Source organism: Aeromonas sp. EERV15 (genome assembly GCF_900079845.1).
GTDB classification, from domain to species: Bacteria; Pseudomonadota; Gammaproteobacteria; order Enterobacterales; family Aeromonadaceae; genus Aeromonas; species Aeromonas sobria.
This window is the reverse complement of the sequence record NZ_FKKY02000031.1, coordinates 16964-31069: the sequence shown is the minus strand read 5'-3', so window position 1 is coordinate 31069 and position 14106 is coordinate 16964. Positions and strand designations below refer to the sequence as shown.

Sequence of the window (14106 nt, the reverse complement as noted above, 5' to 3'; positions counted from 1 at the left end):
GGGTGGTAGGATAGGCATCAACTCAGTCCTTTGGGTGTGGCTTGTTTTGTTTGGCGACTAATGAGATCGCACAAACTGGACTGAGTTCCCTTCCTCCAGTGATCTACTATTCGGAACAGCTATTTAGCTTGTTGCTGAAATATCAGCTTTTCATATGATTTTCTATGTAAGATAGCAATATCAACCTCGATAAACTACTCGGTGCCTTTAAACAGACCCTGTCCAATGGCAAGGAAGAGGGGGTTGGCAAACTGCTCAATGCCAGCGCCTGAACGGGCGGCGAGCAATAAAAACGGCAACTGAGGTTGCCGTTTCTGTTTGTGGTTTAACACGTTATGAGCGAGGTGATGGCGGGTTCTCCATGTCGCAGGCTACTTCCACCTGCCCCCTTGCTTGCAAGGTGTTAGCTGCCCCTTGGCGATCTGACTCATCCTTGTTCTGGCCAAGTTTGAACTTGCCAACCAGCCGCTCTATCTCGATCTCAATACCGACGACGGCCTGCACCAGGCTCTCCATATATTCTCTCGGCGCATCCGCCATCTTCCATGGTGAGGGCTCCCCAGCTTCATGGATTCGGGTCAGATTGGTCAGTAGACGGCGGATAAAACGAGCATCATCACGAATTTTGATGCGGCCGTGAGCATGTACCACGCTGTAGTTCCAGGTCGGCACCTGCTTGTGATGCACATGCTTGCTCGGATACCAGTTGGGGGAGATATAGGCATCTGCAGCCTTGAAGATCACCAGTACTTCGTCACCATCCTTGGCTTCTTGCCAGAGTGGATTGTTGCGGGCGACATGGGCACGCAAGACACCCTGCCCTCCGGTTTCCTTTGCAAACTCGAATGGCAGATGGTTGGCATCCAGCCCCTGTGAGCCGTGGGTGATCAGAGCACCTAGCGGATGTGCCTGCATCAGTTGATGCAGGGCCTCGGGGTCATCGGTGGCGAAATGAGGTGGCAGATACATGCAGATTCCTTCTATCTAGGCTGACATCCATTCAACAGGTACAGGCATCCAGTCAGCGGGACAAGCCGTTTCGGGCGCGAAAAAGGAGGGCTTCGGGCGTAGCGGTGTTGTTTGGCGATAAAATCAGATCACAAACGAAGCCTTTTTCATATCTATTTCAATTGGTTGCCGCTAAAGATCCTGTCTATGAGGCAACACTAAGCAAGACGGCAATACTAAGCGTCATGCATTCTCATTGAAATCAGAATATTTTGCCAATCTCACAATTTGAAACCGAACTTATGTTTTCTAACAAAACAAATGAGTGGGAATCTACTATTTAATAACGACTTTTATAAAATCACGTCATCAAATACATTATCTTTTATTAAATTCATGACGCTCCTAGCTGTAGGGCTTAATGAATGATTCGAGCTATAAGCAAGATAAATGTCATAATCATAGGTCACCAGCATATGATTTTTTTTAAAAAAACAGCTCTGCTTCATAACTTGCAACCATTTTTGTGATAGGTATACTTCAATAGGTGTTTTTTTTGCTAATTCACAAAGTGAATTCATAGACGGAAGAATAATTGCAGGCTCTCTTCCCTCTTCAGGGAAGCTTTTATCATAAACAGCTAACGGTAAACCTTCAGTTAATTCAATGTTTACATTTCGATATGCGGATATTATATCTTTACCTAGTTTACAAATACGTAAATCCTCATTCTTTGGAATTCCAGCACGCAAAGCAAAGTCAACTGACTCAATATTTAAATCAACCAAGTCAGCTGAAAATTCAAATTCCAATTGAAGTAATGGAAAGTTATCTATTAAGCATGGCAATATTGGGTATATATATATATCTGCTAATTCAGGAAGAGTTGCAATCCTAACTATCTCATTTGTTTTTGAAAGCTCTTTCTTATGATTTAAAAACTCATCATGTAAAATATTAAACTTTCCACTAAACTTATTTGATAATTCTTCACCATCTTTAGTTAAAGTTATTTTCCTTGTGGTTCTATGAAGTAAATTAACCCCCAACTCCTCCTCTAACATATTAATCTTGCGAATTAATGTGGCAATTGGTATAGAAAGATTACGAGATGCAGAACTGAAGTTGCCCACTCGGGCAACCTCACAGAAAAAACTTACAGCATTCCAATCAATCATAAAAGCCCTATAAAATCAGAAAACAGCATCTCTCTTGTTTGAGTTTGAAGTGGGAATTGCTTTTTGTCCATCCCAATGTTCAACTATTTTATAGTCAGTATCAAATCTAAGCATATCCGTAATAGATAAAACCTCTTTGCCATCTGTCCATTTAGCATGAATAGCAGCAAAATCATCCATCACTATTACTTTTGATATCTCGATATGAGCGTTATATCCTGACGTTTTCAATTCAGAGACAATATCAATTAGTGCTTTTTTATCTGATTTACCATGCGTAATAGCATATGGGTTATGTTGAACAAAATTATCTGACACATGTTTTATAATTGCTTTGGTATCCAACTGCCCCCAAGTCGTATAAAAATACTCTAAAGCAATAGACCTGATTTTTTCTTTTTGAAGACATACATCAGCATTAACTTTAGGGCCTGATGTATAAATAGATGTATTGATGTCTTTGGGGTATTCGCTTACAACATCCCAATGCTCAGTAATTTTGCCATCATTTACCCGATACCAGTCATAACTCACCTCAATAGGCTTTCCTTTAAGAAAGTCAACTGACTGTGTTAACACAATGTCGTTTTCGGCAACAGACCTAATATTTTTTACGTTAAACGTAGGCATGTTAGTTTTCATAAAGTCGATAAATTTTATCAACCCCGCACCACCATCAACTCCATTTGGAACATGTTGAATGTAACGATTTTCGTCTATGAACGAATAAACTAAATCTGTATTTTTATCATTGAAGTTGTTAATGGCAGATTTAACTGCGACATTTATATTTTCAAGTTGTTGGGTGCCCACCTTATCACAGATGGGTTGGGCATTCACCGCATGACAAAGCATAAGTGTAGAACTTACTATAAACATACAAATATTTTTTGATTTCATAAAAACCTCCCTCAATTTTTTAGTATTATAAGAAGCCATCAGGCTGGATACTATCGCGAAAAATGGCAAAGTGTTTTTCAAATTGAATGGTAATTTTTGAACACTTTTCTAGCTTACAGAAAAGACCTTTTCGAACCTCATGGTAACCAAATAAAACAGGATGAATTGCATGCAGCCAACGTACGATGATAATTCAGCGATAGGCAAGCTAATCCCCCCACACAGGACCGTCGTAGGTGAATGATGAATCTAAGATGGCCGACTCAAACTCTGGATATATTCAGTTGGAGTAATTCTCTTTACTGCCGTTATTGATTCTTTGGCAAAATTTAACAGGCTCAGTTTACAATGTGCGACGTTCTTGTTGGTGGTCATACACTAACTCCAATAACACGGTGTAGATACGTGTTTACTTGATTTGACGCTGTATGAGCACACCCTTTGTGGACAACTGTTGGGTGCATACCAACTCCATACAAACAGTCAATTATTGGGAAATAATGATCTCTTTATTCACAGATTGACACCGAGCCATTTATCTCATCAAGTAGATTCAGTGAATCTCTTCTTTTAATTATCTGCACCAAACAACTAATGCTTCTATAGATTTACCATTTAACAATACCTGTAGTTACTTTAATTCCACCTACTATCGTAGAACCTCCATAGTCTTTTGCTAGGCGTAATAATGTGTCATGAAAACCACAGTTGGGATATGCGGCTTCAACTTCAGCTATGATTTCTTTTGAGATGCCTTTTCTTATCAAGCCTTTAGATGCATCAATCCAGTCAGCTTTGCGACAAGCCTCAATAACTCGTGCATGAGAGCCTCTATATTGAGTAATCTTATGATGCCAATGGATTGCACCACGAAGAGCGTCTGGGTCTAGACCCCACTTATATTTATCATTATCAAACAAAGCTACCTCTTCTGACGGTTCCAAATATGCCAACTCTTTATCCGTCCATAATCCAATATCATGATAAGCAAAGGCTGTTTCAATTAAAAGTTCATCTTTAACTGACTGGTTAAGAAAGTGCATTGCGTAAGTAATTGTACGATACACATGATTTCTATAACCAGAGAAATCCTTTCCAATTACGGTTTTATAACGTTTAAGTATCTCTTCAACATGCGAACGGACAGGCTTAATTACAATATTATCGGACATCATTAAATCCTCTATCACAAAGAGCTAAGCTTATACTAAAGATATGTTTGCAGCATATCCGTCCGGGCCAATTTTAGCACAGTTTGGGCCATTATAAACCATCAACAACCTATCCGTTAAACCTATGGCGATCCATTCTGTTACTACCGATAAGTGATGGATGGTCAAAGATATATCTCTGGTTTAAAGCGTCATTCCACCCCCTTGTGTTTCAGCTAGGATGCTTGCTTCCGGTAATTAGGCCGAACCTTATAGACAACTTCTCTGAATGCAGCGTTATGATTACAGTGGAGCAATGGGTCAGTCCAACACCAAAGTGGCCTGATTTGCAGTGACTGCAGAAAATGACGTTGACCTACTACGATAATGAGATTGGGGGATATTTAATCTGCCTAAATCGTGGATTCCTTGGTAGATAGTGCATGACCAAACCTCTAACACAACTCAGAAACCATTAGAATAATTCATGAATAACCGTTTTTGCGTTGTTCACAACGAAAACGCAAAATGGGGTCCTGGGGATGAAAAAAGAGGGGTTGTATTGCTTCTGCCGATCCGTATAGTCGGGGTTGTCGGCGGGCAGACGCCCCCGCACATCGCACCTTGGCTCACGCCATAGGCCCACGGGGGGCGCTGTTACCCGACCTGATTACCGCCGCTTGGAACACACTCAACCTAATTTTAGTTCCACAGCAGCGGTCATCTAAGAGGAGAGACATCATGTCTCAATCCACCAAGTTTGACCTTGAATTTGCCCTGGCCGATGCTGGCCACTCCCTGACTATCGACTTTGCAGCCATCAAAGAGCAGTTCCCCATTATGGATGTCGCCTCGGCCCTGACCGGGCAAGACGTCAAGAAAGTCGGCTCCAACACCTATCGACTGGATGATGCCAGTTGCCCACTGTGCGGTCATAACGACTGCTTCACCCTATATCCTGATGACAACAGGTTTAAGTGCTTTAGCTGTGATGAAAATGGGGATGTGCTCGATCTTGTCGTCAAGTGCGACAAAGCCCGTAGCTCTGTTGATGCAGCCCGCTTGCTTCTGCTGGGAGAGCTGTCAGTCGCTCCGACCGTTCGCAAGGTGGTGAAGCTGGAACAGCCGGTCTACACGGCGCCGCCTGCTCGCCTGCAAGAGCTCTTCAATCTCGCCGCTCGTCACTACCAAACTCGCCTGGATGTAGAGGAGCTGATGGAGCTGCGTGGCCACTCTGAGGAGGTGCTGGTGGGGCTGGATATAGGCTTCTCCGGTGGCCTGAACAAGGCGCTGAAGGATGCAGGATTCAGCCAAGAGGAGCGATTGGCCTCCGGTCTGGTCAAGCTTCGCAACGACGCCCCAGATCTGCTTCGTGACTTCTTCCCGAGCGGCGTCTATGTGTTCCCGCACTTCGACCGCAACGGACAAGTCAGCCGCTTCACCTTCAAGGACCCAAACAAGCAGTATCAGTTCCAGTTGCCAAGCCAGCACTGGCTTAACGGGGTGCAGTTCTACGGGGAAGAATGTCTGAATGCTCCAGGCCCCGTCGCCCTGGTAGAGGGAGAGAATGACCGCCTGTCACTGATGGATGCCGGTTGGCCAGGACCTGTGCTGGCCACCATCGGGACTCTGTCACAGACCCAGTTGGCGTGGCTGGGGCATGAGCTGGCTGATCGAGACATTGTGACCTTCTTCGACACTGACGAAGCTGGCGACAAGTACCGTTCCAAGGTGGTCCAACTCGGTCTCAAGCTGACCCAAGTCAAGCTGCCGGAAAGTGTGAAGGATATCGACGAGTATCTACACGGCGACAACCCGTTGCCTCTAACCGAGCTGGTGGCGGCATTCACTCTGGTTGAGTCTGTGGCCGAAGCAGAAGCAGAAGCAGAAGCAGAAGCAGAAGCAGTTCAGGACGATGATCAGCAGCCGGAAGTCGTCAAGGTCATGCCACGTACTGCCATCTTTGAAAACGAGCTCAACGATTCAGCCAACGCCGAACGGTTCGTGCAGATGCACGGGCATAACCTGAAGTTCGTCCCTGAGTTAGGTGGCTTTATCTACTTCGATGGTACGCACTGGACCCAGAATGACTTGACGCCCATGACCCTTGCTCAAACCGTGGGCAAAGAGATCCAGTACATCGGGCAGGCGCTGATCAAGCAGGCGTGCAAGAAAGAGGAGCTGTCTTGGGCCTATGCAGTGCTCAGACACGGTTCTAGCAGCCTTAACCGGGCTGGCATTCAGAACATGCTGGAGCTGGCCAAGCCGATGATGACGGCAAGACTGCACGAGCTGAATGCCAATCCGATGCTGTTGGGCACGGCGAATGGTGTCATCGACCTGAAGTCGGGTCGCCTGTTGGCACCGAGACGGGCATTCATGATGACCCACCATAGCCCAGTGGCCTATGACCCAGCCGCCACCTGCCCAAGATGGGAACAGTTCATCGGTGAGATCACCTGTGGCGATGCCGAGTACGCAGCCTTCCTGCAACGCTGCGTGGGCTACTGGATCACCGGCCGTACCGACGAACAGCTCCTGTTTTTCCTCCACGGGGGCGGCTGCAACGGCAAGAGTACCTTCATGTCGGTCATTCAGCAGTTGCTGGGAGAGTTCAGTCGGCAGATCAGCAGTAACGTCTTGTTGTTCAACCGCAACGGCAATACCGGGCCGAACCCGTCCCTGACCAAGCTGGTGGATGCACGCCTCGTGGTCGCCAACGAGCTGCCAGAGGGCTCACGCATGGATGAGAACTTGGTGAAGGCCATGACAGGGGATGACGTGATTGTCGCTCGTGCTCCCTACGCCAAGAAGGAGATGGAGTTCCGCCCATCCTTCTCTCTGGTGATGGTGGGCAACCACAAGCCCGAGATCCGCGATACCAGCAATGGCATGTGGCGTCGGATGTTGATGCTGCCCTTCAATGCCTCCTTCACGAAGGCACAACTGGACCCCATGCTGATGGAGAAGCTGCAAGCCGAGATGCCCGGCATTCTGAATTGGGCCATCCAGGGCTGCCAGATGTGGCAAGAGCAGAGACTCAAGGCATCGATTCCTGCTCGCCTCAAGCAGGATGTCGAGACCTACCGTGCAGAGTCGGATATGGTCGGCTGCTTCCTGGAAGAGTGCACCCAGGCCAGAGCAGGGGCCAAAGAGCCCATGAGCGAGGTCTACGCGGCCTACAGCCGCTGGGCACAGCAGAACGGTGAATGGGCCATGAAGCAGCTGGCCCTCAAGAAGAAGCTGATGGAGAAGGGCTTTGCTGTCCACCGCTACAACAGCAAGGCAACCGTCATCGGGTTGACCCTTCTCGATAGCGAGATGGCTGACATGACGGCATCATCCAGTAAGACAGAGCTCGGTGCTAACTACACCGTATAACCAAATGAGGGGCCTGTGGGCCCCTCATACTTTGATCTAAAAGTGACGCTCAATATAGAGTGTTTGGTCGTGCATCCAAAGCGGACCTTAACGGAAACATGTTACTTGTCGCGATAGCTGCATCCCTTACTTAGCAACCATTTTTGCAAGTGTCCGCAGGATTTTGCCCCAGAATCCGAACCAGTAACGCCCGAGGCTCACGTACAGCATCAGTGCCGACTGCAAGCACTTTACCGTCCATATTCGCAGTATATTCGGCCACTACATCACCAAAAGCATTACGCTGCAAAGCAACCTTCTGGCCCTTCTTCACATCGTCCCCCAACTTGACGAGAACTTCTGCAAAGCCACCAGTCGTTGCCCGAATCGAGCTCATTTCATTACCTATGTATGTCTTGTGGCTCTCGGCGGTGGCCCCAAGCTTTCCGTCTATCACCTTGTAGTGACTCAATACGTTTAAGGCCCCCTGTAAGCCTCGATCAATCATATCCTGTTGATACACCCGTGGCTCGCCTACTTCTGCGGTTATAGCCGGAATGCCATTCTCAACAAACGTAGTTTCCATCGACCCAGCTTCGCCAGGATCCTTTTTAATTTGGTCGGCAGGGAACAGTTCCGCAATGGTCTTTACATCCGCATTGCGATAGTCGGCATAGATAAAGAGTGGGTACGCCGTTCCGGTAGACTGGGTGTGGTAGTCGATGGCCAAATCGACATTCCCTTTGTAGATCTTGTTCCACATCAACCACGCCTGACGCTCGGGAGCATTACCTGTCTCTTTACCTGGATGAATCCGGTTGTAATCGATCACATCGCCACCATCGGTCGAGATCGCCCAGGTACGTGACACACGCTCCAGCCCGGAACGATTGGGGCCAATAACACCAATAACACTCCCTTTCATCTTGGCCGGATCAAGTTGTGCCATCGCCTTTTGTACGATCCGGACACCATTGAGCTCGTCACCATGTACGCCTGCCTGCAGCAATACTTTTTTACCATCAGCAGCACCTTTGGCCACCATGATCGGCACATACCAACGCTGACCGGTTCCGGTCTCGACGCCCTCAAACATAAAGCGGTGCTGACCTGTAGCAAGATCTGCTACATCCAGGGCCGAGATCACTGGCACGCCTTGGACCTTATCGCCTGTGTACTGGATGGCTGCATGCGCAACCGAACCAAAAAGTGCTAATCCAACAGCAAACGCAACATAACGCATACGACTCTCCATGATGCTCAATATGATTAGTTAATCCCGACTCGATAAGCTGGCAGGCAGTCCAAGGCTAAAAACATGTCGAGGTAACTAAGCTATCAAGGAGATATGTCGAGTATCTACTTTGGGTTAGAAGAAATGTGATGCAAAGACATAGTCTCGGGCACATTGAAGACGAATGAATCCACTCTCCCTTGTGCTGACATGCAAGACCACAAAACCAAATCACATCTGCCGCTTTTGATTTTCCCATGTTGCCCGCCAACAAAGGCAAAGGGCCCAAACCAAGTAGTCAATCTGCCGAAATTTCAGCTATTTATAGAACTTTTTCTGTATGAAATCTCGTAGAAAAAGTTCTTGAAAATGCCAAAATTTCAGCAGATCGGCAGGCCCATCCCTCCCTTTAACCGGCATCAGCAAAGGATGAGAGGGCGGCCTCTATCACCTCATTGAGCTTCTCCAGCGAGACATCCCCACCATATCGGTCATAGCTGATCGCCCCGTTGGTATGACCCAAGATCGCCGCTGCATACTGCAATGGCACTCCGTAATCTTTTAGAGCTGTCCCCACGGTATGACGCAAGCTATGGAAGTCCTTGTCAACGGGGCGATTGCGGCTAAACCACTGCCCCCACAGGTGGCTGTATCCATCCTGCCGATGGGGCAGTTCAGGGAAGAGGCGTCCCCCTGCCCTCCCCTTCACAAACTCAATCAAACCGCTCTGGAGCAGATGCCGGTGAAGGGGGACGAGACGTGCACTATTGGCCGTCTTGAGCTTCTGATCTGGCCGTCCGCTGCGAATGTTCAGACACCATATGCCATCCACTTGCTGCACATCATCGGCATAAAGCTGGCAGATCTCGTTGGCACGAGCTCCGGCGAACAGACCTAGCAGAGCAATCCACCTACGGTGGGGCTCTTGCTGCTTAGCCCACCCGATAAACTTGCGACGTTCTTCCGCTGTGTACCCACTTCGTGAGTTCACCTCCTTGGCTCGCTGTAGCTTCAATCCGGCGAAGTGATTGACGACCCCCTCCTGATGGTTAGCCAGCCAGTTAAACAGCAGGGAGAGCTTCTGGAGATACTTGTTGATGGTGGTCGGACTCTTGCCGGAGTTCAGCAGGTCCTCCTTGAACTTCACCACATCAGCCTTGCTATAGCCTGCCGCTGGCTTGTCGCCGAGTGCCTCGATAAAGGAGCCAATGTAGTTCTTCTGGTTGCTGAGCTCTTTCGGTGCCCAGGAGAGGGCCTTCTCTTTCAGATAGCGGTCACTCAAGACCGACAACAGCGGAGCAAGCGGTTTGGCCGCCGGAACAGCAGGCTTGATGAACAGCTGAGGTTGCGGGCTCTCTGGCTCGCTTATGGATTGTACGACTGGCTGAGCTCTGGAACGCACACAGGCAAGCAGTTTCGCAACAGCTGCACGGGCCATCAGCTTGTCTCGGGTATGCAGGGATTTTTTGATCTCTTTACGACGACCACAGGGGAGCGTGGTGACTTTCCGGTAATACCAGATGCCGTGGGGACTGAGCCAGAGATTCATCGATGAGCTCCTCGTCGTCCACACAAAGTGGATGACCAAGGGCTTTAGAAAGGTAACTTATTGAATTTCAGAAACAAGTGGTGGCCCTACCAGCCACATCCCGGCACTCGAGTCCCCCACCTTGGCTGCTACCTTCCGGTCCTGACCAGGTCGACGGGTTATCAATGCGAGAGGACCAATAGGACCACCGGCGAGGAGAATAGGCAAACTGGGCTCTCAATGCAACGGCTTTCTACCTTCCAATTGTTCGATTGCCTTATTTTTCAACAATCTGCCGAATGAATCAGCTATACAGCATGAACTTGGCCCCCACCAGCAGCATCAACAGGGCAAATGCCTGCTTGAGTCGCTTGGGTGACAGGCGGTGTGCCAGTTTGGCGCCAATGCGGGCGAACTGGGTACTGGTCAGCACAATCCCCAGCAGGGCGGGCAGATAGATGTAGCCAACACTCCACTCGGGCAGGTCGGCATGACCCCAACCGGCATAGAGGTAGCTGAGACTACCCGCCAGCGCGATGGGCATGCTGCACGCAGCGGACGCGGCCACCGCATTGCGCATCGGCACACTGTTCCAGGTGAGGTACGGCACGGTCAGTGAGCCGCCACCGATGCCAAACAGTGCCGACATCCAGCCGATAAGTGTGCCAGCAATACCTGTGCCCAGCGGCCCTGGCATATGGCGCTCCGCTTTGGGCTTGAGGTTAAGCCCCATCTGCAGTGCCATGCTCCAGGCAAAACAGCCGATGATGATATTGAGGGTGCTGACACTGAGCAGATTGGCGGTCATGCCACCCAGCCAGCCCCCTATCAACATGCCAGCCCCGAGTCGGCGGATCATCACCCAGTCGACGGCGCCGGCCTCCCGATGGGCCCGCAGCGAGCTGAAACCGGTGAAGATCATGGTCGGTAGCGAGGTACCAAGGGCGAGATGGGTGATGATGTCAGGGTCTACCCCCTGGGCGCGAAACGTCATGACCAGCACTGGCACTATGATCAGCCCGCCGCCAATGCCAAACAGCCCTGCCAGCATTCCCGCAAAAGCCCCCAGCAGGAGGTATCCCATAAACAGCATAAAAATTCCTGTCATAAACGAAAAATGGCCAAAACGGCCCGGCTACAAAATAAGATCAGCATGAAAAAAGAGATGGCCCTTGGGCCATCTCTTTGGGTGCCTGTCAGTTCAAGGGAATGGTACCGTCCATCACCTTGTAGAAGGCCAGCACGGCGCAACCGAGCAGGGCCGCCGTCATCCCCTGCTCTAGCCGGTTAAGGCCGCGCAGACCATGGTGCTGACGCGCCTTCCAGTAGATGAAGATACCTGGGCTATAAAGCAACGCCACCAGCAGCAGATACTCGACACCAGCAGCATAAACCAGCCAGCAGCCGTAAACGGTCGCCACCAGCGCCAGCATGAGATCCCGTTTGCGCTGATGAGGCTGACCCTCATAGGTCTCCCCTTTCAGTGCCAGCTTCAGGCCATAAGCGCCAGAGAAGACATACGGCACCAGCGCCGCCGAGGTGGCGATATTGACCAGCGCCAGATAGGTACTGCTCTGGAAGTAGATGATGATGAGGAACACTTGCACCAGACAGGTCGAGCACCAGAGCGACACCTGAGGTGAGCCGTTCTTGTTCTCCTTGGCAAACCAGCCCGGGAACACGCCGGTCTTGCCCGCAATGTAAGGTACTTCAGCGGCCAGCACGGTCCAGCTCAGCAAGGCGCCCATCACCGAGATAACCAGACCGATGTTGATAAGCCATGCACCCCATGGGCCAACCACTGCCTCGAGGATCATGGCGGTAGAGGGGTTTTTGAGGGCGGCCAGCTGGGGCTGACTCATGACACCCAGCGAGAACAGGGTGACCATCACGTAGAGCGCCAGCGCACCAAGCAGCGCCAACACGGTGGCACGGCCTACATCCTTGCGATGACGGGCACGGGCCGAAACTACCACGGCCCCCTCAATCCCGATAAAGACCCAGAGTGTCACCTTCATGGTGGACTTGACCTGATCCATCACCGAGCCCAGCTCCATGTTGTTCTGGCCCCAGATATCTAGGGTGAAGGTGTCCATATTGAACGCCAGCAGCACAGCGACACAAAAGACGATGAGCGGCACCATCTTGGCGATGGTGGTGACAATATTCACCAGCGCCGCAACCTGGATCCCGCGCAGCACCAAGGCATGCACCGACCAGATCAGGATCGAGGCAAGGGTAATGGCGACCGGGGTATTGCCATCACCAAAGATGACGTTATCCGGTGTATCAAAGAAGTAGCTCAGCGCACTGAACACCACGATGGCGTAGGAGACGTTGGCCAGCAGTTGGCAAAGCCAGTAACCCCAGGCTGCGTTGAAGCCGATAAAATCGCCGAAACCGGCTTTGGCATAGCTGAAGATACCGCCATCGAGATCAGGGCGGCGCATGGAGAGGTTCTGATAAACCAGCGCGAGACAGATCATGCCAAGACCGGTGATGGCCCAACCCAGGGCGACCGCCCCGGCACTGGCATGAGCAGCAATGTTTTGTGGCAGACTGAAGACCCCGGCGCCGACCATAGAGCCGATCACCAGCGAAATGAGGGCGCCCAGCCCTAGTTTCTTGTCCATCTCAATCCTGTTTATTTAGGCGGCGGCAGAGCGTCCGTATTCATACTGCGCGCAATATGGGAGGGGCTAGAAATCCTGACCCCGTGAAAAAGGCGGCAACTATATTGCATGACTATTCCGACCGCAATCCCTCGTCCCGTCAATCATGCACCGCCTTGACCGCGCGCAATTTTACAGCACTGACCCATATGGCCTGTGAGCTGGCTCAAATTAACCAAGACCCGTTGATATTTCTCATTTTTCTGCCAACGTGACCTGACTCGCATGGTCCCCATGCATCCCCATTCAGCCCCTTGCTGTATAAATAATCTGCATAAAAAAGCCCCGGTGGAAACACCGGGGCCCATGGTGTAAATCTCTATAAACGCAAACCGCCATCCAGTTCTATCATCCGTCCCGACAGATAGTCGTTGGCGAGAATAAAGCTCACCGTCTCGGCCAGCTGTTGCGCCTCGCCAAGGGTGCCGACAGGAATGGCCTGCTGCATCCGCGCCATCGCCTCCGGCTTCATCACCGCCGTCATGTCGGTGGCAAATACCCCGGGGGCGATCCCCATCACCCGAATACCGTGGCGGGCCAGCTCCCGCGCCCAGGTCACCACCAGCGAGGCAACCCCCGCCTTGCTGGCGGCATAGTTGCTCTGACCGATATTGCCGGCGCGGGCGATGGAGGAGATGTTGATGATAACGCCCCCCTGCCCCCCTTGCGCCATAAGCGCCGCCCCTTCGCGACCGCAGAGGAAAGTTCCGGTGAGGTTGACGTCAATCACGCTCTGCCACTGGGCCAGCGTCATCTTCTCCACCAACTCACCCTCTTTCACCTTGATCAGCATGCCATCGAGCAGAATGCCAGCGCAGTTGATGAGGCCGTGCAGCACGCCAAAGCGCCCCTTGATGGCGGCAAAAACCGACTCAACCTCGACTTCGCTCGCCACATTGCAGACAAACAGCTCGCACTGGCCACCTTGATCGCACTGATCATTCTGACTGCGCACCATGGCGGCGGTCGCCTCCAGATCGGCGCGATGGATGTCGAGCAGCGCCAGCGTCGCCCCCTGCGCGACCAAGGCCAACGCAATGGCCCGTCCCAAGCCACGTCCGGCGCCGGTAATAACGATGACCTTATCTTTGATATCCATCAATGCTCCTTGTAGCTGGTCGAAGGGAGATGCCTT

At 50.7% G+C, this 14106-nt stretch carries 10 protein-coding genes and 1 other RNA gene; 1 reads left to right on the top strand and 10 read right to left on the bottom strand.

Annotated elements, in window-relative coordinates; all coding sequences use genetic code 11:
- Positions 1-333: 333 nt before the first annotated feature.
- The 4 genes from BN4575_RS19800 to BN4575_RS21425 form a co-directional block, all read right to left on the bottom strand.
- Entirely contained in the window at positions 334-969 is a 636-nt protein-coding gene (locus tag BN4575_RS19800) for an FMN-binding negative transcriptional regulator (RefSeq protein WP_068979480.1), read from the bottom strand.
- 332 nt (positions 970-1301) lie between these two features.
- Positions 1302-2126: a LysR family transcriptional regulator gene (locus tag BN4575_RS21430; protein WP_083221100.1), complete on the bottom strand. Its 825-nt coding sequence runs from the start codon at positions 2124-2126 to the stop codon at positions 1302-1304.
- Between the two features lie 15 nt (positions 2127-2141).
- Positions 2142-3026, bottom strand: a complete 885-nt coding sequence (locus BN4575_RS19790) for a nuclear transport factor 2 family protein (protein ID WP_068979478.1) — start codon at positions 3024-3026, stop codon at positions 2142-2144.
- Between the two features lie 608 nt (positions 3027-3634).
- Positions 3635-4198, bottom strand: coding sequence for a phosphohydrolase (locus BN4575_RS21425; RefSeq protein WP_083221101.1), 564 nt, complete (start codon positions 4196-4198; stop codon positions 3635-3637).
- Positions 4199-4918: 720 nt separating this feature from the next.
- On the opposite strand from BN4575_RS21425, the gene BN4575_RS19785 reads away from it, so the two are divergent.
- On the top strand, positions 4919-7558 hold the full coding sequence (locus tag BN4575_RS19785) for a phage/plasmid primase, P4 family (protein ID WP_068979477.1): 2640 nt from the start codon (positions 4919-4921) through the stop codon (positions 7556-7558).
- Positions 7559-7688: 130 nt separating this feature from the next.
- Here the strand turns inward: BN4575_RS19785 and BN4575_RS19780 are convergent, their stop codons facing one another.
- The 6 genes from BN4575_RS19780 to BN4575_RS19755 all read right to left on the bottom strand — a co-directional run bounded on the left by BN4575_RS19780 (position 7689) and on the right by BN4575_RS19755 (position 14070).
- The gene (locus BN4575_RS19780) at positions 7689-8780 is read right to left on the bottom strand and encodes a M14 family metallopeptidase (RefSeq protein ID WP_218060783.1); all 1092 of its coding nucleotides are present in this window, start codon (positions 8778-8780) and stop codon (positions 7689-7691) included.
- Positions 8781-9180: 400 nt separating this feature from the next.
- Positions 9181-10320 carry a site-specific integrase gene (locus BN4575_RS19775; RefSeq protein WP_068979476.1) on the bottom strand — a complete coding sequence of 380 codons (1140 nt, stop codon included), beginning with the start codon at positions 10318-10320 and terminating at the stop codon, positions 9181-9183.
- 84 nt (positions 10321-10404) lie between these two features.
- Positions 10405-10501, bottom strand: an RNA gene (gene ffs / locus BN4575_RS19770) — signal recognition particle sRNA small type.
- Positions 10502-10603: 102 nt separating this feature from the next.
- On the bottom strand, positions 10604-11392 hold the full coding sequence (locus BN4575_RS19765; protein WP_042020840.1) for a sulfite exporter TauE/SafE family protein: 789 nt from the start codon (positions 11390-11392) through the stop codon (positions 10604-10606).
- A gap of 103 nt (positions 11393-11495) precedes the next feature.
- Positions 11496-12932, bottom strand: coding sequence for an arginine-ornithine antiporter (gene arcD / locus BN4575_RS19760; protein WP_068979475.1), 1437 nt, complete (start codon positions 12930-12932; stop codon positions 11496-11498).
- A 358-nt stretch (positions 12933-13290) separates the two neighbouring features.
- Entirely contained in the window at positions 13291-14070 is a 780-nt protein-coding gene (locus BN4575_RS19755; RefSeq protein WP_068979474.1) for an SDR family oxidoreductase, read from the bottom strand.
- Positions 14071-14106 lie beyond the last annotated feature (36 nt).